At 39.8% G+C, this 21,427-nt stretch carries 22 protein-coding genes; all 22 read right to left on the bottom strand.

The window, feature by feature from the left end:
* Window position 1 precedes the first annotated feature (1 nt).
* Window positions 2–601 (bottom strand): SIS domain-containing protein, encoded by a 600-nt coding sequence (locus IEN92_RS05240; RefSeq protein WP_216161293.1) that lies wholly within the window; start codon window positions 599–601, stop codon window positions 2–4.
* Window positions 598–1,311, bottom strand: a complete 714-nt coding sequence (locus IEN92_RS05235) for a nucleotidyltransferase family protein (RefSeq protein WP_255539800.1) — start codon at window positions 1,309–1,311, stop codon at window positions 598–600. Before IEN92_RS05235 ends, IEN92_RS05240 begins: the two co-directional genes overlap by 4 nt.
* The gene (locus tag IEN92_RS05230; protein WP_216161286.1) at window positions 1,311–2,294 is read right to left on the bottom strand and encodes a GHMP kinase; all 984 of its coding nucleotides are present in this window, start codon (window positions 2,292–2,294) and stop codon (window positions 1,311–1,313) included. The genes IEN92_RS05235 and IEN92_RS05230 overlap by 1 nt, the downstream gene beginning before the upstream one ends.
* Entirely contained in the window at window positions 2,278–3,312 is a 1,035-nt protein-coding gene (locus tag IEN92_RS05225; protein WP_216161283.1) for a Gfo/Idh/MocA family protein, read from the bottom strand. The genes IEN92_RS05230 and IEN92_RS05225 overlap by 17 nt, the downstream gene beginning before the upstream one ends.
* The gene (locus IEN92_RS05220; protein ID WP_216161281.1) at window positions 3,309–4,184 is read right to left on the bottom strand and encodes an SDR family NAD(P)-dependent oxidoreductase; all 876 of its coding nucleotides are present in this window, start codon (window positions 4,182–4,184) and stop codon (window positions 3,309–3,311) included. Before IEN92_RS05220 ends, IEN92_RS05225 begins: the two co-directional genes overlap by 4 nt.
* Window positions 4,185–4,186: 2 nt before the next feature.
* A complete protein-coding gene (locus IEN92_RS05215) occupies window positions 4,187–5,500 on the bottom strand; it encodes a UDP-glucose/GDP-mannose dehydrogenase family protein (protein WP_216161278.1) in 1,314 nt (437 codons plus the stop codon).
* Entirely contained in the window at window positions 5,500–6,459 is a 960-nt protein-coding gene (locus IEN92_RS05210) for an NAD-dependent epimerase/dehydratase family protein (RefSeq protein WP_216161275.1), read from the bottom strand. The genes IEN92_RS05215 and IEN92_RS05210 overlap by 1 nt, the downstream gene beginning before the upstream one ends.
* A 205-nt stretch (window positions 6,460–6,664) precedes the next feature.
* Window positions 6,665–7,087, bottom strand: coding sequence for an SxtJ family membrane protein (locus tag IEN92_RS05205; RefSeq protein WP_216161272.1), 423 nt, complete (start codon window positions 7,085–7,087; stop codon window positions 6,665–6,667).
* A 54-nt stretch (window positions 7,088–7,141) separates the two neighbouring features.
* Entirely contained in the window at window positions 7,142–7,702 is a 561-nt protein-coding gene (locus IEN92_RS05200; protein WP_216161269.1) for a sugar transferase, read from the bottom strand.
* Window positions 7,699–8,643, bottom strand: a complete 945-nt coding sequence (locus IEN92_RS05195; protein ID WP_216162213.1) for an SDR family oxidoreductase — start codon at window positions 8,641–8,643, stop codon at window positions 7,699–7,701. The genes IEN92_RS05200 and IEN92_RS05195 overlap by 4 nt, the downstream gene beginning before the upstream one ends.
* Before the next feature lie 13 nt (window positions 8,644–8,656).
* A complete protein-coding gene (gene wecB / locus IEN92_RS05190; protein ID WP_216161267.1) occupies window positions 8,657–9,778 on the bottom strand; it encodes a non-hydrolyzing UDP-N-acetylglucosamine 2-epimerase in 1,122 nt (373 codons plus the stop codon).
* A 4-nt stretch (window positions 9,779–9,782) separates the two neighbouring features.
* Window positions 9,783–10,793: a polysaccharide biosynthesis protein gene (locus IEN92_RS05185; RefSeq protein WP_216161264.1), complete on the bottom strand. Its 1,011-nt coding sequence runs from the start codon at window positions 10,791–10,793 to the stop codon at window positions 9,783–9,785.
* Window positions 10,794–10,797: 4 nt separating this feature from the next.
* Complete coding sequence (locus IEN92_RS05180; protein ID WP_216161261.1) at window positions 10,798–11,580, bottom strand: 2OG-Fe(II) oxygenase; 783 nt, start codon at window positions 11,578–11,580, stop codon at window positions 10,798–10,800.
* 12 nt (window positions 11,581–11,592) lie between these two features.
* Window positions 11,593–12,450, bottom strand: a complete 858-nt coding sequence (locus tag IEN92_RS05175) for an SDR family oxidoreductase (protein ID WP_255539769.1) — start codon at window positions 12,448–12,450, stop codon at window positions 11,593–11,595.
* Window positions 12,447–13,697 (bottom strand): glycosyltransferase family 4 protein, encoded by a 1,251-nt coding sequence (locus IEN92_RS05170; RefSeq protein WP_255539768.1) that lies wholly within the window; start codon window positions 13,695–13,697, stop codon window positions 12,447–12,449. Before IEN92_RS05170 ends, IEN92_RS05175 begins: the two co-directional genes overlap by 4 nt.
* A gap of 90 nt (window positions 13,698–13,787) precedes the next feature.
* The gene (locus IEN92_RS05165) at window positions 13,788–14,765 is read right to left on the bottom strand and encodes an NAD(P)-dependent oxidoreductase (RefSeq protein ID WP_216161258.1); all 978 of its coding nucleotides are present in this window, start codon (window positions 14,763–14,765) and stop codon (window positions 13,788–13,790) included.
* Window positions 14,762–15,925, bottom strand: a complete 1,164-nt coding sequence (locus IEN92_RS05160; RefSeq protein ID WP_216161256.1) for a glycosyltransferase — start codon at window positions 15,923–15,925, stop codon at window positions 14,762–14,764. The genes IEN92_RS05165 and IEN92_RS05160 overlap by 4 nt, the downstream gene beginning before the upstream one ends.
* Window positions 15,922–16,692, bottom strand: coding sequence for a glycosyltransferase family 2 protein (locus IEN92_RS05155; protein ID WP_216161254.1), 771 nt, complete (start codon window positions 16,690–16,692; stop codon window positions 15,922–15,924). The genes IEN92_RS05160 and IEN92_RS05155 overlap by 4 nt, the downstream gene beginning before the upstream one ends.
* Window positions 16,689–17,702, bottom strand: coding sequence for a glycosyltransferase family A protein (locus tag IEN92_RS05150; RefSeq protein ID WP_216161250.1), 1,014 nt, complete (start codon window positions 17,700–17,702; stop codon window positions 16,689–16,691). The genes IEN92_RS05155 and IEN92_RS05150 overlap by 4 nt, the downstream gene beginning before the upstream one ends.
* The gene (locus IEN92_RS05145) at window positions 17,699–19,282 is read right to left on the bottom strand and encodes a hypothetical protein (RefSeq protein ID WP_216161249.1); all 1,584 of its coding nucleotides are present in this window, start codon (window positions 19,280–19,282) and stop codon (window positions 17,699–17,701) included. Before IEN92_RS05145 ends, IEN92_RS05150 begins: the two co-directional genes overlap by 4 nt.
* Window positions 19,275–20,171 carry a hypothetical protein gene (locus tag IEN92_RS05140; RefSeq protein WP_216161246.1) on the bottom strand — a complete coding sequence of 299 codons (897 nt, stop codon included), beginning with the start codon at window positions 20,169–20,171 and terminating at the stop codon, window positions 19,275–19,277. Before IEN92_RS05140 ends, IEN92_RS05145 begins: the two co-directional genes overlap by 8 nt.
* Window positions 20,171–21,421, bottom strand: a complete 1,251-nt coding sequence (locus IEN92_RS05135; protein ID WP_216161243.1) for a lipopolysaccharide biosynthesis protein — start codon at window positions 21,419–21,421, stop codon at window positions 20,171–20,173. The genes IEN92_RS05140 and IEN92_RS05135 overlap by 1 nt, the downstream gene beginning before the upstream one ends.
* Window positions 21,422–21,427 lie beyond the last annotated feature (6 nt).

Genomic DNA, 21,427 nt, shown 5'->3' with positions numbered 1-21,427 from the left:
GTTATTTGACTGTAGATTCCCACTTGGTTTGATTCGTCTTTAATTTAGGATGTGAAACTAGTAGGTGCCAAACCACACCCTGAAATGCCTCTGAATGAGGGGTGATATTGTCTGAATTAACTGTTGGGATAATCACACAGGCATCAGCAACTTGGGCCGTATATCCGCCATCACGACCAACCACACCAACCACTTTAGAGCCTATAGTTTTTGCAAACTTTAATGCCTCTACTAAATTAGGGCTAATATTTTTTTCTAAATTTCCGCCACCAACAGAAAAAATAAACAACATATCCTTAGGTGTGAGCTTACTCACTTTAAGCCACTCCACAAAGATTGAAGCCCAACCTTCATCATTGGTGCGCGCCGTTAATTCTGAGACATTATCAGTCGGTGCATATGATTCGATTCCTACAATCTTACGGAAATCATTAACTGCATGAGAACAATTTCCAGCGCTACCACCAACCCCTAAAAAGAAAATTCTTCCGCCGTCAACCTTAACTTGCGCCAATAAATCAGCCATTTTCTCAATTGCTTCAACGTCTATTTTTTGGATGACCTCGATTGATTCATCTAAGTGTTGTTGGGCGTAACTCATAAACTATCCTTCTTTGTTTTCTGCAATAAATATGTTTGGGTATCCGCAATACCCTGATGTGATCCTATCTCGTAAAAACGCTCGAGGACTTCATGGCCAGTAAGCTGTTTCTTCAAGGACAACTCATTATAAACTCTAGAAAGGTCTAAGCGGATTCCTGAAGGATAGCTACTAAGTGCGTTTGCCTCCAAAACCCCCAGCCCATAATCAATGTAGTGCATCTGAGGAGTGATTGCCTCCTTATTGTATTCAATAAGCTGACCATCCTCAAACTGTACATTGCTACGATCCCAAAGGTTCTGGTTTCTTAAAACCGTCATTAATCCGAGTCGGTCGCTGTTGATAAAAGCAGTTTGCACTTCTGCAAAATCAATAGGCAAATAAGAGTCTCCATATAAAACAAAAAACTGCTCCCCTAGCATAGGCAAAGCTTGCTTTAGCGCACCACCAGTACCAAGCAACACAGAACCATCTGGAGAGTATCTAACTTGGATATTCCAACGAGCGCCGTCACCCACAAGCTCTTGAATCATCTCTCCTAAATGCCCAATACATAAAACTACGGAGGTAACACCTTGCTTCCGAAGATATTCAAGCTGGTGCTCAATAAAAGGCTTTCCAGCCACCTCTACTAAGGCTTTAGGAATAGTCTGCGTTATTGGATGCAGGCGTGTAGCTAAGCCCCCAGATAAGATCGCAACTGGTAGCATCAAGAGGACATCATTACTTTAGCGCCTTCGAAATCAAACTTAAAGCGCACTTCTTCGAGACCTGCACCAGCCATAGCCCGACGTAATTGACTGCGATCTTTTGCCATAAACATTAAAAAACCACCGCCTCCAGCACCCACCAACTTACCACCAATGGCGCCGTTATTCATGGCCAATTGATACCAGTCGTCAATTTGGGGGTTACTCATGCCGCCTGAACGTCGCTTCTTATGCTCCCAATGCTCATGCATTAATTCACCAAATAAAACTGTATCCCCATTCTCTAACGCCGCTTTACTGCGAAGTCCCAGGTCTTTGACGTAATGCAAATTGGCAATCATGTCAGGATCATTTTTCTGTGACTTTACTTTTTGGTCCCTCAAAATACCGCTAGCGCTTCTGGAGAATCCCGTAAAAAAGAGTAGTAGGTTGTCTTCCAAATTAAACATCGTGTTCATGCTTATCTTCAATGGGACTGCAGTGACTTTGCCATCCCTGTGAAATGTAAGACAAGTTAGCCCTCCCACAGCTGCAATATATTGATCTTGCTTACCAATTGGCTCTCCCAATCGATCAATTTCAATATGGCACGCAAGTGCAGCTAATTCCTCTTGATGAATATGGCGTTTTCGATGGGTATATAGAGCCTTAAGCAAGGCGGTAGTAAAACTACCTGAGGAGCCCAACCCAGTTCCCGCAGGGATATCAGCTAGGGTTGTAATTTCTACTTGGGGCGTACGAAAACCCATTAAATCCAACGCCTCTCGAATGATGGGGTGATGTACCTCAGCGACCCTCTCTACCTGCTCCAACTGTGAGTACTTCAGATAAATCCCTTCAGTAAAAGGACGCATCACAGTAACATAGACATATTTATCAATGGCTGCTGCAATCAAAAAACCTTCGTGGTCTTCATAGTAGGAGGCTAGATCTGTTCCGCCGCCGCCTAAAGTAATTCGGAGTGGGCTACGCGCTATGATCATAACCAGAGTCCTTATAAATTTGATCAATAATTTTTAACGATTCATATGCATCATTTAATCCAGCAGCAGGCTCTCGATCCCGATGAATATCATCATAAAATTCGGCCATCTCTATAGCCCATGAATCATCTGCCATTGGATACTCCCAGGAAGTTGTTTCGGGCGGCCCCATCTGAGGGAGCATCTTGTAATAAGTTAACTTTTCTAAACCGTAACTACCGCCCAAACCCGATAAATCCAACTTGCCTTCTTTGCCGTAAATCTCCATAGAAAAGAGATTCTTCCATTCAGTACATGAGGCATGCAAAAACGCTACTTGCTGCTTTGGCGTCTTCAGCAACATAAATCCATTGTCATCTACAGGCATGTTCCAATAGTAGGTATGTGCAAAACCTTGCACTTCAGAAAAGTCGCCCAAAAACCAACGTGAAAGATCTATCAGATGAGGGCCCTGATCAATAAGCTCACCTCCTCCGGATAATTTTGGATCAGAGCGCCACTCTTTGTCATACCCTAACCGAGCACCATGTCCATATCGCGCACGAACAAACATCAACTCGCCCAAAATACCAGAGTCCACAATTTTTTTAGCCTTCTGAAAACTTCGGTGATAGCGATGATTAAATCCAACGTGCACCTTGATATTCTGATTTTTAGCTGCAGCAATTACAGGTACTAACTCCTCTGTTGAACGCGCCGCAGGCTTTTCAACCAACACATGTTTACCAGCGGCAATCGCGGCCAGTGTAATTTCTGCTAGGGAATCATGCAATGTTGAAACAATGACTAGATCTATTTGTGGGATTACCAAAAGCTCCTGCCAACTTGACAATGCTTGAGCTCCAAAACGATGGGCAAGTTGCTTCGATCTGGAGAAGTCAACATCAGCGCACGCAACAAGATATCCGCCAGCCCCTAAGGCAGCGGCTCTTTTTTGCCCAATTAGACCGCACCCAATAATGCCAACGCCCAATACTTTGGATGCCTTAGTTTTTATTTCATCTTGAACTATATTCATACATCGCCCCACTCCATACCACGATCACGGCCAGATATACGCCGCAAAGTATATGCATCACTTTTAGATAATTGATCAAGGTGATTAGGCCACTCACGCCAGCTGTCCCATACAGCACTAATCAACTTCGCTGTAATGCCATCACTTTCAGGGGATGCTAGAAAAAGTGCTAGATCGGCCCCCTTAACTAGACCCGCGCCCCCTGTTTCCTTTTGCCGCATGGAGCGCTCATAAAAATCTTTACCAACTTTGTCAGGACCAGCCTCTAAAATTTCCTCCAACATGCGTGTATTTAATGCGCCTGGAGCAATTGAATTTACATCAATACCGCTCCCACGAACCTCTTCTGCTAAGGTCTCGGCGTAACGAACAATAGCTACTTTAGAGACGGCATATGCACTCAAGCGAGGCATTGGACTAGTGGCCCCACCGCCAGAAAGCTGAATTATTTTGCCGTAGTGCTGCATTTTGAAGTGTGGCAATACAGCACGACTCATCAATATGGAGCCAAAAATATTAATTTCGATTGCTCTTACCCAATCGACCCATTCAATGGACTCAATCTCACCCTTTGGGCCATATACACCAGCATTGTTTACAAGGACATGGCACCCTCCAAGCTGGGCAATGGTCGCGGCCACCAGTTCATTTACATCTGACTCGTTAGAAACGTCAGCAACCTGACAAACTATTTTTTGCTCAGACCCGGCTAACTTAGCAACTTCATGCGTTGCCGCCTCTAAAAGATTTACATTCCGAGCGCACAACATAAGATGAGCTCCAGAAGATGCGTACTTTTTGGCAATCTCTAATCCTAAGCCCTGGTTAGCCCCTGTAATTATGGCTACTTTGCCCGCTAAAACCTTATTCATACCTAAACCCCATCCGCAACAGATGTACCAACTGCAATATATTTATAGCCAGCATTTATAAATTTTGACTTGGAGGTAGCTAGGTGACGATTGGCATCAATAATGACTAAGTCAGTTGCTCCCATATTATTTAAGCCCTCTGCTGCTCCCTTAAACTCTGGCCACTCAGTACCAACCACTAAAGCATCAGCACCATCAACAGCTTGCATTGGATTGGCGCAAGGAACAATCTTGCCACCCCAGCGCTCAGGCATATTCTTCACTGCAGGATCGTACACCCTAACAATTGCTCCCTGCTCAATTAACCAATCGCAGAGCTCCACAGCAAGCGATCGACGAAGGGTATCGGTTCCGGGCTTATAAGTTAATCCCCAAATGGCAACCACCGCCCCACTAAGGCTCCCTAGATACTTTCGCAAGCTTCTACGTGCCCAGTTTTTATGCTCATCATTACTAGGCCGAACAGCAGACAATAAAGGGGTCAAAAGTTGATGCGCCTTACTTTCACTCCCCAGAAAAGCAATATCGCGAGCTAGGGTACCTCCAGCAAATGGGCCACCAGGAGATACGTAAGCCTTTGATCCAATACGAGCCTCTGTTTTAAGTCCGCGCTCCACCTCTTTAGCATCAGCACCAACCAATTCACATATTGAAGCTATCTCATTGGCAAAAGTAACTGATATTGCTAAAAATGAATTGATTGCATGTTTTGTCATTTCCGCCGACTCTACTGACATCCACTCAATCCTGTCGGCGATTGGCAATAACAACTGCTGAAGAATCCGCTTATCAGATTCAGTCCGTATCCCAACCACTATCCGATCTGGCTTTAAAAAAACATCCAAAGCTTTGCCTAAGCGTAAGTTCTCGGGAGAGCATGCAAAACTAAGGCTTTTCTCTGGAAAGCATTTTTTAGCATACGCTTCCAATCTTTTAATGGAGCCAACAGGCATTTGTGATGAAACTAAAACTATTGCATCTTTTTTAAGAAAATGTAAAACTTTCCGTATCTGAGTTTGCACAAAATCAATATCAGCCTCATCATCTTCATTCACTGGAGTGTCGTATGTCACCCAAAGAACTTCAGCATCGGCTGCTGCTTGCAATGGATCAGCATAAAAACTCAACTTAGAATTTGCCAAACCTGCAGCGAGTAAATCATCTAAACCCGGTTCAAATAATGGAGCCTTACCCAGAGATAAATTAGCAATAGCGCCATGGTCTGAATCAAGCCCAGAGACCTCGTGACCGACAGAAGCCAAGCATGCAGCGGTCACTGAGCCTAAGTGCCAAAGTCCTTGAACGCAGACCTTCATTAGATTTCCCTAGCCTCAAATACCCACTCATTATCGCAAAGGTATTGAACCGTTTTGATTACGCCCTCTTGAATGGAAAGCTTTGGAGTCCAACCCAAAGATTGAATACGCTTGGTTTCCAAAAAGATAAATGGGTTATCCCCAATCCACCCTCGATCACCACCAGAATATTTAATCGATGGAGTTAGGCCAAGCTCTTCGCAGATCCATCCTATTGAGTCATTTACCTCACAATACCCATCCACCCCAAGGTTAAAAATATTTACCTTATCCGGAGCCTTTGACATCGCAAGCAAGATTGCATCTATGCAGTCCTGAACATAAAGGTAGGACTTGCGCTGTCTACCATTACCCAATACGGGCAAGGATGTGGGATCAGCTTTTAATTTTTGATAAAAGTCGAATACATGTCCATGCGTATAGCGCTCACCAAGAATCGATACAAATCTAAAGATGCAGGCTTGAAAACCAAATCCCTCGCAGTAAGCCGAGATTAAACCCTCTCCAGCCGCTTTTGATGCTCCATACAATGAAGTCTGCACCGGGAAAGGGCCATCTTCAGGAGTTGGCACAATTGGAGCCTCGCCATAGACGGACCCAGTAGATGAAAAGGCAATCTTCTTAATACCATTTGCACGCATTGCCTCAAGGACATTGTAAGTGGCAATAGTATTTTGCTCAAGATCACGACGGGGGTGATCGGTGCCAAAACGAACATCAGCATTAGCGGCCAAATGAAAAACAGCATCGCCCCCTGAAAAAGCAACCTTGAGTGCATCAAGCTCCAAAATGTCCATCTCAACAAGACTGAAATTAGCGCTAACTAATGCACCATCTAAAAACCGATGCTGACCAGTAGAGAAATTGTCTACCCCAATGACATGATGCCCATCCTTTAGAAGGCGGTCTACTAAAGTGCTGCCTATAAAACCTGCGCATCCAGTAACAATGTATTTCATTAATAGGGGCCCTTAATAACTACAGAATTTTTGTCTATGGGGATAAAAAAATGAAAAGATGTTTAAGGAGAATTTAGAATCGGCATTAATTAAAAAATTTAAGCTGATTATTGTTAGTCTTCTTTAAAATAAGGCTATAAAAGTCTATCTTTTTTTCTGCGCTTTAAGAAAATCAAAAGCTCTTTAATAAAACTCATATAATTTTTTAAAATTGATTTTTAAAAGAATCTTTATTGTACAGCTTCGAATCCCTATTTATCCAATATGACCCCAGCTTTTGATTTTTGATTCGCAACTCATCTCGCCCGAAAATCTTCGTCACAACAGCAATTGGCGTAATTAGGAAATAAAAAAATATGGCCCAAATAATCGGGCTTGTCAGCCTTCCTAATGTTTGCCCAAGAATGAACCAGGCAACATTAAACGGCCTTAGTAAATTTGGTTTAACAAAAGTTGCCAGTAAAAGGAAAATGGTAACCGTTAAATAAAATAAACACTCTTTAAATCCAGCATCGGTGCTTAATCTGTAAGTAAGCAACAAGCCGAAAATGAAGCTAAATAAAATTCCAAAACTGCGATTAGATGGGATATTTTCAATAGCCAATCCTACGCTGATTTTTTTAATCATGAATATTCACTCGGATAAAACCTTGCACAATTAAATAAGTGTTACCTAAAATGATTAATGGGAAACCCCATCTTGCCGCAAAACCTTTAAGAAGGTTAACCATAATATTTTTATATTAAATGAAAATGATCTGCGTTTGAGATACTCTGCATCATATCTCACTTTCCCTTCAATTGGTAAGTCATCCCGACCATTCACTTGAGCCCACCCAGTTAATCCAGGCATTAGAGAATTGATGCCGGCGTTAGTGCGGAGTGTTATTAAATCAGTTTGATTAAATAACGCAGGTCTTGGTCCAACAAGACTCATTTTGCCACTTAAAATGCACCATAACTGCGGCAGCTCATCCAAGCTAGATCTTCGTAAAAACGACCCTACAGGTGTCAAATAATTACCAGGGTTCACCAATAGATGTGTAGCTATAGCAGGTGTATTGACCGTCATAGTCCTAAATTTAGGCATCATAAAAAGTGTATTGTTTTTCCCAACTCGAGAAGACCAGTAAAGTATTGGCCCATGTGAAGTAAGTCGAACCGTAATAGCTACAAGCAAGATTAGCCAAGAAAGAATCAAGATAGCTAGAAACGTTAAGAGCAGATCAAGCGTGCGAATCATAACCCGTTATTTTGAATTGTTTTTTGAAGCCCTTCATCAACACTTAAGGGGGGCTCCCACCCCAATAAGGATCTACTCTTGGAAATATCGACCTGTAAATTCCCAAATAAACGATCTGCTATGCCACCTTTCCCAACCGCAGATAAGAATTTACTAAAGAGCGTTATGGGAAATGGGATTAGACAGATTTTCCGATTGTTAGCCCTAGCAATCTTTTTTAGCAACGTTGCCGTAGATACATCCTCATTATCTGAGATTAAAAAAGTTTGGTTTGCGGCCTTAGGATGTCGGATGCATTTCTCAATAAAGCTCAATAAGTTTCCTAAAGCCACAAAACTTCTTAAATTATTATTTGCTAGCCCAAATGGCAGTGGGATCCTCAACTGTACCAATCGTATAAGCGAAGCAAAATTAGCCTTCACCCCTGAACCATATATCAATGGGGGGCGAATAATTACAACCTCCATATTAGTTTTATTTCCTAAATCCATCAATGCACACTCAGCCTCCCACTTTGAAACTCCATACGCATCCTTTGGAGACGGCTTATCTTGCGGAGTAAATGGTATTCCAATCTTGGTTGATTCGCCATTTACTTTTATTGAGCTTAAATAAATAAATCGCCTTACTCCAGCATCTGCAGCCTGCTGCGCCAGTTGTAATGCTCCGCGAACATTAACCCTTCTAAATTCCTCGAAAGGGTCTAAGGCGACCTCATTCATGATGTGCACCCGAGCAGCGCAGTGAACTACAACATCAATACCTTGTAGTGCTCGACTCCAATCTGTTTGCTCAGATAAATCAAAGCCTGACATTTTTTCAAAGTCATCATCATCGACTGCCGAAAAAGTCCTTGCTACAGCTCGAACCGAGTATTTACCACTCAAATAACGAACCAGCTCACCGCCCACAAATCCACTAGCTCCCGTTACTAGCACCATAGAAGTCACAGGGTTAACTTTTTGACCAAACAGTACGGTTTACGTAGTCCGTATAACTCATAACGATTCTGAGAATTTTTTTTGAGACTGCTTCAGCCTCGTAATCAGCCACAGGTGGCAAAACACGCTGTGTACCTCCAGCCTTACGCTGTTCAGTAATAACTTTTACCGCATCTAAAACTCGATCCTTCTTTAGGCCAGACATTATTAGCGTGCCAGCATCCATTCCTTCTGGGCGCTCATGCGCATTACGAATAGTAATTGCCGGTAGATTAAGTAAAGAACTCTCTTCAGCAATTGTGCCACTATCAGAGACTACACAAAATGCATCCATTTGCAATTTATTGTAATCAAAAAATCCAAAGGGTTTGGCGTATTGAATCAAGGGATGGAGTATTTTTCCTTGGAGCTCATCTAGGCGTTTTTTTGTTCGAGGATGAGTCGAAACAATGATGGGGAAAGAGTAAGTCTCAGCCAAGCAATTTAATGATTCAACCAAATCAAGTAAATTACTTGGAGTATCAACATTTTCTTCTCGATGAATACTAACCAAAAAAAATTTATTCGACTCTAAATTGAGTTTTTTGAGAATATTGGAAGACTTGATTTTGGGCATGTAAAAATCTAGTACCTCACGCATATGGGAGCCAGTTTTTATGATTGTTTCTGGTGAGATACCTTCCGCAATTAAATACCGACGCGCATGCTCTGTCAGCACTAAATTAATGTCGCTCAAGTGATCCAAAACCTTACGATTAAGCTCTTCTGGAACACGCTGATCGAAACATCGATTACCAGCTTCCATATGAAAGACGGGTATTTTTTTTCGCTTCGCAGAAATCACTGATAAACAAGAATTAGTATCACCGTAAAGCAAAACTGCATCAGGATTTTCCCGCTCCAGTACCTCATCTGAGCGAATAATGACCTGTCCAATTGTCTGTGCAGCATTATCGCCAGCAGCTTCCAGGAAATAATCAGGCTTTCGAATTCCAAGCTCATCGAAAAATATTTGATTGAGTTCATGATCATAATTCTGGCCCGTGTGAACCAATACATGATTAGTGTAAATATCAAGCTCGCTAATTACCCGGGACATTTTGATCAGCTCGGGTCTTGTGCCTACGATGGTCATTACCTTAAGCACCCAACTGCTCCTGAATGTAATCAAGACTTAATAATAGCTCCTTAACTTGCTCCACATTTAAAAGTTCCGCATTGTGAGAGGTGTAATCTTCAGCGTGACTTATCTTTTCCTCCCCATCACTAAAGAACTTAGCATAATTTAAATCACGATTATCGGCCGGCAATCGATAATAGCGACTCTCATTCTTTGCATGAGCCATCTCTTCTCGAGAAATCAATGATTCATAAAGTTTTTCTCCATGGCGAGTGCCTATGACTCTGATTTCGCTATTGGGGCCAAACAATTCCTTCAGGGCCTGAGCTAATGTCTGCACAGTAGAAGCTGGAGATTTTTGCACAAAGATATCACCTTGCTCAGCAGAGGAAAAGGCGTGCAAGACTAGATCAACAGAGTCCTCCAGGGACATTAAAAAACGCGTCATGTGGGGATCTGTAATGGTTATTGGGGTGCCATTTTTTAATTGGGAAATAAACAATGGGATGACTGAGCCTCTGGATGCCATCACATTCCCGTAGCGTGTAGCACAAAAAATAGTCTCATCCTTAAGTTGAGTACGGGATTTTGCAATCATCAACTTTTCCGCCATTGCCTTGGATATCCCCATTGCATTAATTGGATATACTGCCTTATCTGTACTCAGAACTACAACTCTAGAGACACCATTGGCATTAGCCGCATTCAATACATTCTCAGTTCCCAATACATTGGTGCGAACTGCTTCCATGGGGTAAAACTCACAAGATGGGACTTGCTTTAAGGCGGCAGCATGAAATACAAAATCTACACCCTTCATTGCACTTTCAACGCTTAAGTAATTTCTTACATCACCAATATAGAATTTGAGCCGATCATTTGAAAAAGCAATTCGCATATCCTCTTGTTTCTTCTCATCTCGACTAAAGATGCGAATCTCGCGTAAGTCAGAATCTAGGAATCGACGCAAAACCGCATTTCCAAAAGACCCCGTACCGCCTGTAATTAAAAGTACTTTATCTTTAAACATTTTTTCAGGTGAAATTGCGCACTTTGTTACCGCGCTTATCAAGCATATTTCGTTTTTTCCATAGAGCACTATGGGGCTCGTTTACTGCAATTTGATGACCTGGACGTGGCTCTTTGGTGTAGTAGTACAAAATTATAGACTTACGGCTCATTCCCTTGGGACATGAAAGTGGAGATGGCAGTCCATGAAAACTAAAATCATTCGAATCAAAAACAACAAGTCTATTAAAAATAGGCAAGACCTTCTTTAGACAGATATCTCCATTTTGATCGTATAAACCAAATTCCCCCCCATACTCCGGCAACCAATCCTGATTAAGATACAGAATTGCATTAACCCTTCTATTTAGACTAGTTGCATCATGATAATTTCCATCGACATGAACGTCCAACAATCCACCTTTAGTGGTCACATTTAACCCGCCACCAGTGAAATAAGGGTCTGGGATGAGCTTGGGAATGCCGATTCTATCGCCCATTGCCTTAATGAGTGGGCCACAGTTTAAAATTCTCACAGCGTCAATGATACCTTCCGGTATATCAAACTCAGATGACCAAGTGGTGCGGTATTTAATTTCAATATCACTATCGTTCGAGGCCTCCCAACCAGGCTCATCCAATGAAGGGAAGGATTGCAAACAAACTCTAGCCAACTCTTGTTCAAGAAAATTATCTATTACTAAGTGACGGAATGGCTCGTCAAAATACTCAATACCCTCTCTTGCATTCATAATCTTTTGAACACATTCTTCAGATATTTCTTTTAATTGCTTTTGAGTAAATGTCATTAGGATAATCTCTTAGTGATAATTATGCATAAGCCGAATCAAGGCGCCCCAGTCGCCAACCTCATAACCTGTTGCCTTAGAAAACTTTTCGGATATTAAACTTCTGTCGATTATAAATTGATCATTGGGCTTTATAGTGATTTTCTTGTCATATACGGAGGCTACTAGATTTAATAAATCATATTTGCTAATTGGCTCTGAGGCCAGGTGATATAACCCACTAAGATCTTTATTGGGAATAACATAGTCTCTTATAACCCGCGCAACTTCTATAGTGGGCAACCCCGAGAATATGGCATTACGATAACCCTCAATCTCACCTTCTTGACCTATAAACCAATCAATTAAGCCATGCGCGCCCTGAAGTTCATGTCCTATGATTGAGGTTCGGAGTGTTATTGCCCAAGGATAGTCAACTTCCCCCAAAAACTTACTACGACCATACAAGTCAGTTGCGTCTGAAACATCTTCTTCCGTATAAGACCCTTTTATTCCGGAAAACACACAGTCAGTACTAATGTGAATTAATCTTGCATCGACCTTTTTGCATGCACTAGCCAATTGATGAGGAAACATAGAATTAATCGGTATTGCGAATAAAGGATCCTCAGATTCCGCCAACTGCTTAACTAATCCAATACAGTTAACAACATAGTTAGGCTTAATTTCATTAATTAGCGAATTAACAGCAGCTACATCCGTAACATCCAAACCCGAAATTAATTGGTTATGGTATCTTGAATCAATCTGATTGAAAGATTTTTCAGACCGAACAGTTCCAATTACGTTAAATTTTCCATCATCCGCAAATAGCCTCAAAACGGTATGCCCGAGCATTCCATTGGCGCCAAAAATCAAAATCTTCCTCAAGAATTATGCTCCAACATAGCGGCACTCAAATGGTGAATCAATTTATCAGTCAATCTATCCATATTAAATTCTTTATCAAAATATGCTTTACCATTTTCACCCATAATTAAAAGCTCCTCAGGAGTTGAATTATAGAGTCGCAATATAGCCTGGGATAGAGAAATGCTATCACCAGCAGGAGCAGTCAAACCAGCATTTGCTAATTCCACTATCCTTGCTCCCTCACCATCTAAACTAGCAACAATAGGTCTACCTACAGCTAAATAGGCCTGTATTTTATTTGGGATGGTATATTTGAATATCTCCTCTGCCCCCAAAGTTACTAATAATGCATTCGCGCCGCCCAGAATATCTGGCATAGCCTCAACAGGAAAATGACCTAGGCAATTTATATTACATAAACCTCGCTGAACAACCTCCCCTTTGAGCCACTCCAAACGGCTACCAGACCCATAAATATCAAAGCGGATATTTTTAATTTCCCTCAGTAAATCAGCTGCTTCAACTATGACCTCTACAGCCTGCGCATGACCTACATTACCCGCAAAAATAATGACAAAAGGTGCCGCGGCAAAAGAAAGAGGTTTAATGGAATTATGTGTTCTTGTTAAAAAAATTTCATCAACCGAATTTGGGTGATACAAAACTTTTCTATTCTTTGCAAGTAATTTTACAGGCTCAATAAATGCAGTTGACTGAACTAATATCAAAGTACAGTTTTTATACAAAGTGGCAACAGCTGTGCCAACTAATTTCAATATAGATTTATTTTTTATAGTGCCAGTTGCCTGTAGGCTTTCAGGCCATAGATCTTGGACCCAAAGCACAACAGGGATTTTCCAGAGTTTGCCAAAAATAATTGCAGGAATCGCTTGAAAAATTGGGGATGGCGCATAAACAAAAATCGCATCAAATTTTTTATTCCGCAATAAAAAGTAGCCAAAAAAGCTTCCTGAAATAACGAAAGAGAGATAATTTAAGAATAGAAAGGTGTTTTTATTACGCCTAGGAGTTATTGGAACCCGAAAAACCTCCATGCCATCGTAACGCTCCCTGGCACACCCCCAAAACCCATAGCCATCAAAGAATCTTCCCTTTGGATAATTTGGCTTGCCAGTCATGATGGTAACCGTAACGCCGTTCTTATGAAGACTTTTGGCAACAGCATTTATTTGAAATGACTCGGGCCAGAAATATTGCGTTAGCAGCAAAACTTTAAGATCGGTTTTATTTTCTAACATATCCATTCTCAGCATTTATTAGTGCCACCAATACAATAACTAGAAAATATACTGAATGAATAATGGAATATGTAAAACTAAAGCTCCTTTTAGGCATCAACGCATCACCATTCTCTCTAAAGCATCAGGAAACGGAAGAGTAAATTCAAATCCAAGGTCATTTTGTATTTTTACAGAGGGATAATGCGTACGAATAACTAGGGCATTTAGTTTTGGAATATAAAGCCATCTTTTGAAAAACCACCCGATAAGTCCTAGAGGCATCCTAATTAAAGCTGCTGGCAGACGTATTCTTGGATTTGGTAACCTCAAGATCTGAGCAATTTTAGCCACTAGAACTTCTAAATTACAGTCACTGGAAATATTGTAAATTTGACTTTTTACTCTATCGTCTATTGCTAGTAGCAATAGAGCCCTAACAACATCAGCTACATGAACGTAAGTTGTAACGGCACCAGGCTTCCCCAAAAAGAAAAAGCGTCCCGTTCGAATAGTGTTGATTAAACGCATGATAGGACATCCTTGAATTCCCTCACCAATTACATTTGAGGGTCTTAAAATAGTCCAAGACATTGCTTCATTTTGGCATGCATTAATTAACAGGAGGTCGGATGCAGCCTTGGTTTTCTCATAGATGCTCGCTGGCCTTAGCGGAGAATTTTCGTCAACAAAACGATCGGTGGTTATCGATCCGCCTACAGGTGGGCCGTATGCCCCACAAGAGCTAAGTTGCACCCAATGAATTACCCTACCAGTCCTTTGAGCCTCAACCAAGACGCCATTAACTAGGCGGGCCGTCCCATCGACGTGAGTAGCATGCATGAGCTCTTCTTTATTTTTTTCCCCGGCACAGTGAATTAAAACATGGCAATTAGACAAAAAATCGGCAGGTGAAAAGTCTTCATCCAACAAATCTCCCACTACTACTTTTATATAGTCAGGAAAATCTACTTTATGCTTTCTAGTTAGAACCTTGATGGAACGTGCTCTGCGCCCAATCTCTTTTACTAAGGCTTTACCAATAAATCCATTTGCACCAGTAATACAAATATTCAGATTACCTAAATCATTCATAAATATACATCTTTTGAAATATGCTTATTCAGGACCACTTGCTCAAAGTACTCTAAATACACGTGGATTATTTTTCCCCACCTATATTGCTTTTGAACAACATCCTTCCAGCTTAAACCAATACTTCTCAAGAGCGCCTCATCAGCCAATAAGACTTTTAGACTATCCGCTATAGCTTTAGAGGCAGCGGGAATCTCTAATACCTCAGAGATTTCTCGAATTTCCTGCAACCCACACTGATCGGTTAGCAATACTGGAGTTCCACAAATTCCTGCCTCAACTGCAACTATTGACATGGCCTCTTGTCGAGACGGAACAACCAGCAGGCTGGCATTTCTGTACGCCAAAACCTTGGCTATTCCGTCAACATTGCCAATAAAATGAACCCTACCATGCAATTTGTGTTTTACTACCTGGCTACATAAAAAGGTTTTCATTCCATTGTCAGGCCCGGCAAAAACCAAATGAAATTGAGGATACAGTTCACAAACATTAATAAAGGCATCTAATAAAAGGTCTGGGCCTTTTATTAGATTAAGACGGCCCATAAAAAGAATATATGGCATGAAGGGGGCGGGACCCTTCAAAACTTCATCAGAAAAGTTCTCTGGTAAAGAAAAATCCTTTTCATTGATGCAGTTAGGAATAATAATGATTTTTTTTCGATCAACCCCATAAGACTCAAAATGGCCACACTCCAATTTCGTGATTGCAATCCACCCTGAGGCTCTTTGAACAATAGCCTTCCCACATAAAAAATTGTAAAATATTTTTAACAATTTAGAGCGTCCAAATATTGGCAATGCTCCAGCCGGACATACAACGTATGGCTTTTTATACATTACGGCATAAAAGCAAACTAAAGCATTAAGTACGCTCCAATGCCCCATTAAGTGGATAACATCAGATTTACGCACCAATTTCCCAACCAGGCCAAATCCACCATATGGCAAATGAAATCGCCTCCACAGACATGGGAGGACGATCAAAGAGGCGCCAGATAGCTTACCAACCCTATCTAAACTAAGTTCATCATCCAGAGTTAAAACAGTACACTCACAATTTTCTTTAGCAAGCCATCGTGATAATTGATAGGTTCGCTCAGCCGTCCCCCCTCCAGCCTGAGTATCGATAGACAAATTTACAGTAAGAATTTTCATTTTGAGAAATTTCTAGTAAAGAGTAAAGTTAATTTATGTCGTGCCCACTGCTTAACGAAGGATATGCATAAATCAACATATGCAATTAAACTTGGAACAGCATGATTTTTTATTTTGGCATCTAGCTCTTCTCTAGAGCCACCATTGCTAGTCTGGCTAATTCCACCATCCAACATTCGAACTATAGTTCTATCAAGAAACTTTGCTTGTAAAAATTTTCCGCTACGAAGTAAAAATTCATAATCGCCAGCAATCCTATAGTCGGCATTATATAATCCGTACTTATTGAAGAGTCTACGAGAATGGAGCGAGCCAGGGTGAGCTACCACACTATGTCGTCGAAATGTTCTCCACTCCCATGCTCTGCCAACAAGCCTGATGGGCAAATTGCAATCATCAACAATCATGGCTCTTCCAGAGACAAAATCAAGCGTTGGATTCTTTGCAACACAATCTAGAATATCACTTAAGGCCCCATCCTCGAAAAAATCTCCCGCACCTAAAAAACAAATATAAGAACCGGTAGCCAAGGCGATGCCTTTATTCCATGCGTCGTAAATTCCTCTGTCAGGCTCGAAAACATAGCGATCAACTACCTCAGAAAAATTTCTAATAGCATCAAAAGATGAATCAGTAGACCCCCCATCAATAACGATATATTCTACGGTTGATGGTTTATGTTTCTGAAGTGCAGAAAGAGTTTTATGAAGCTGCTTACCTGAATTGAGGTTGCTGGTAATAATTGTAAGCAATGGGCGATGAATCAAAATAATTCCCTAGAAGTAATCTCACTCCGACTTTTTAAGGCCCGTAAGGAGTTAAAAATTTTCCCAAATCTTGGAGCGCTTACTAAATAACCACCCAAGATTCCCTTAAAAACAGTCCAGTGAAATTGACATTCAAAAATATTTCCAGCAAAAGCGTATTTGCAGATCCTTAAGATGGACCCAATTAGATTTTTAAAGACTCCAAAGGACCACTTTAAGAAAGGTAAGCGATCATCTCTCTTGTAAGTTAATAATCTATACATAGAATGAATTGGAGCTGATCTACAAACGCCCAAATTATTTTTTAGGAAATAAGCCTCACTTAGTCGAGACTGTTGAAATGAATGAATAAAGCGAAGTTCATTCAACCAAACCACTCGGTACCCTATCATTCGAATGGCTAAACTTAGCTCAACATCTTCGCCACCAATATCAATGGGGGTACTAGAGTTAACCCTTTCGGGATTGAGAAGAAAATGAAAATCTGAGGACTGCAAACGATTCCAAGCATCCATATTGATAATTGAGCAAGCGCCCCACACCCAATCTAATTTTTCATGATTCTCTGGCAGGCCGATAGCATAAGCGCCCATGTGGCTCCTAAACCAATCTGGTGAATATAATTTAGCATCCAATTCACCGCGGGATCCAATGCAACCTATTAAAGGCTTTGCAATTAAATAAGATGCTGCTTTTTCAATAAAATCTGGAAAAAGAATATTGTCATCATCGACAACAATACAATATTTTGCACGAACATTATTGAGCCCCATAACCAATGCAGCCCCCTTGCCTGGTAAAGGACATGACAGTATCAACAAATCATTAAATTTGGCTTGTACACAATAATCTCGAGCTAATTCTTTGGTTGAATCATTAGACTCATAATCAACTATTATTATTTGCTGGACCAAATGGAAGGATGATTGCTCAAAAATAGAATCAAAAACTTTAGCTAATAATCGCTGACTATTTTTTGTGCAAATTAAAATACTAAAACTAATACTCATCTAGGATACTTTGTATTGTAGAGCGATAGAATGCCAGCCGCTACTGCTGCAAATAATATGTAAAACGGAGGTAAAGAAGTTGTATTGCCATGAATCAATAACATGAAAACACCTAATAAAAGCAGCAAGAAGTAATATTGACTATCTTTTAAGCAAATCAATATTGCCTTGTAAACTAGCATTCCCAGGAATAGAAAGAATGGAGCAGACCCAAGGATTCCGCTCTCAATAAATATACGGAAAATACCTACATCACTTATGAAGTTTGTAGGTAAATTATAGAAGTGTTTATTAAAGATTCCGGGGCCAACTCCAACAAGAAATTTTTGCATATCAATGGCGTTAAAGTAGTCAGCCATCAGATTTACCGAGCTACTCATTATGTAATCTAAGGGAGATTTATCTACAAACAAATTTACTTCAGACATAAAAAATAAGAATATTAAAAAAAGTGCTACATAAATAATAAAATGTCTAGCCCTTAAAAATTTCAAAGAGAGTAGAAATAAAAATAACCCAATAGGGACAAAAATTGACACAGAAATAGTCAACACACTTGAAACAAGCAATGCAACAGAGGGGAATATGTAAACGCGTGTAAAAAAGCTTCTATTTAATAATGGGATAAGGCCTATAGCAAAAAGCATCGCTCCAGCCGATCCAATTACTCCGCCCGCATAAACATTTAACCGGAAAACCCATCCAATAAATGGAATATACCTAGTTGATTGCATGAGTCCTGCGTCTAAAAGCTCCTTGAATGTACGATTGCTACCGCCCAAGGTCTCCATCTGACTAGTTTCATGGCTTAAAGCCTTGATCTGACCGGCATTACTCTCTACTAACGCCTTCAATTCGTGAGTATCAGTTTCATGGCTTAAAGCCTTGATCTGACCGGCATTACTCTCTACTAACGCCTTCAATTCGTGAGTATCGTAACCTAAGGCCTTAACCTCAACGGCTGTGAAATCTGCGGAATAATTAAGATATGGGAAAAGTTCAGGTATTAGTCTTGGGATACGCAATATCTCCAACATTACAAATAGAGAGATTAACGAAATCATCCCAAATGAAATAATACTTGAGGAGATTCCATCGATATATGAGTTCTGTTTACCGGGGAGGTTATTATATGCTACATATAGAAATAAAAATATGACTGGGAGCAAATACTGCCTGAATATAATTGGAATATATAAAATATTATTTACATGATATATATTAATAAAAAATATTAAAATTCCATAAATTATTAAAAGACGAATTTCGGGACTTAATTTAAAGCCAGCCCTTGTATTCCAAAACTGTTGGGCTAAATAAACGCATGATGCAATAACAGTTATTTCCGGCAAAAGAACTAAAGCTAAATTTTCTGGATTTTGAGCCCTCAATAAGTACATAAAGGGATAAATTATGAAAGGCAAAATACTGAGAATATTGGAGTAAAAAATTACAGCCAAGCAGATTATCAAATATAGTATTGCTATATTTATATCAATAAAAAGTCTATTGAAAACTACATTCAATATTGCAACATAAATCAAAATAATAAAATTCTGCTTACTAGTAAAATTATTCAAAAAAATAACCTATTCTTTTTAAAAATGAATGCGCACGTAAAGCCCCTGGAATTCTCTTTAGATAAATCCGCAAGAAGCTTTTATCCGAACAGTCTATTGATTTTTCACGAATTTTAAGCAACTCATCCCTTCCAATTCTCATGGGATATAAACCCCTGGAAATCAAGCATGAGCCCGGATGCCAATTATCATCATCTACAGAAACAAATAACTCCCGCTTTAAAACACCATAGTTAATTGGTAGGATATAAGTGTCATCCCATCGTTTTTCAAAATTAAATGGGGTAAATTTAGACCACCTAGGTAAAAAGGGCTTATCTACTTTTAGTAATTTTATGAAAAATTCTTTTCGGAAAATACCACAACAAGAAATAATATATGAATAAGACCCGATAGTATTCAATGAATTTTTCTGTCTTATATTATTTGTTGCGGTGGAGTAGAAAATAGAATACAAATTATCAAATTCCTCTTTAGGTATATCTGAAAACTCCTCTAAAAATTTTCCCTGTCCAAACCAAGAGTAACCAATGTAGTCAACTTTAGAAGCATAAATGTCGCTTATAAGACTCTTAAATTCATGTGTGCTTTTAATAAACAGATGATCTTCTATCCAAAAAAATAAATACTGATTTTGCACTTGGTCAACAATTTTCAGCGAATCTCGCATCCACCCATCATTCGTATTCAATTCGCTAGCACAAAGCAATTGACCTAGTTCACTTCTTAAAAAACTCACAACATCCTGGGAATACCTGCCGCGAATATTAATTACCCATTGACTTATAGACCGATGATTCAATGAAAAAAAAGAGTCTTTTAGCCTAAGGAATCGCTCCTCGGTATCTATGTAAAAATTAGCAAAAACTGTAATTTTCTGGTCGGTCATTACACGCTTTTGTACAAATGTCTTACACGAAAAAAACTCAACCCCAGTGAAGATATACTTACTGCAAGACCAGTGATGGCAACCCCATAAAACCCAAACTCAGGTATTAGGAATGACCCCAAAGCAATGCTAATACTCGCCGCCCATATCATGATGTAGGTGATAGATATTGAGTTCTCTACTCTGATAAATAAATTAAATGGTAATTGCAGTAAAGCTATTCCAATTGTTGGGATAGACAATATTATAATTAATAAAGGCAGGTCATTGTATACACTGGGTATAACAGAAAAATAAAATCCCAGCACCGCAATTAAAAACAGGCCCGGAACTACTAAAAGATAAATTTTTAGTAATTTTTTAATGAAAATCCATGTTTCATGACGCGCCCTATGGTTTGACTCTAAACCATAGACATGGGAGGCCCAAGATACTTGGGCTGCCACCATTAACGTTTGAGCTGGCAATAAAAATTGCACAGCGAGGTTATACTCCGCAACATATTCCAAACTAAATGCATGCGTCAAAAAATATCTGTCACTTAAAGATAAAAAGATTGTAGCAATGCTTCCAGGCACCACCGGGGCGCCTACTAATAGCGCTCTTTTAATATATGCCCAATCAATCCTAAAGGAATAGAGCTTTCTACAAAAAATTGCCGAAGTTAGCATCAATATAACGATCTCCCCAAAAAGCAGGCATAACAAGCGCGTATAGGAGGTGTCAATATATAAAATGCCAATATAAATTACTAAAAGAAGAATAGAATTTTGCACTAAAAATTTAATGCAATTGTATTTTGCAATATTTGTATTGCTATCAGAACTTACCAAGCTCGAATAAATAATCAAGTTAAGCGTCATCACCAAGATAAGGACATCAAAAACTAGACTCTTCTCTTTTATGCCATGCGTTACACCGAATACTTGATCCATGGCAAAGAAGTCAAGATTAAATAAACTTATTAATAGAAGGAATAATGAAACATAGATAAGAATAAAAAGAAAGGTTGAAGAAAAGATGTCTCCCCTCACATTTTTTCTTGTAGTGCTAGCTTCTTCCTTAATTTGATTAATGTAAAGACCAATGCTGATTATTGGTGACATCAGGGCAAGTCCAGTAGATATGTATCCATACTCACCAAAATCAGCTTTTGACATCCACCCCAAATAAATTGGAAGGACTAAAAAACTTAGCCCCTTGAGTATAAAATCCGTAGATGTAATTATTGCTATTTTTTTAAAAAGCATCTTACC

Origin of the sequence: Polynucleobacter sp. MWH-Creno-3A4, from assembly GCF_018881885.1 — a bacterium.
Taxonomy (GTDB): domain Bacteria; phylum Pseudomonadota; class Gammaproteobacteria; order Burkholderiales; family Burkholderiaceae; genus Polynucleobacter.
This window is presented reverse-complemented; position numbering and strand designations above follow the sequence as displayed.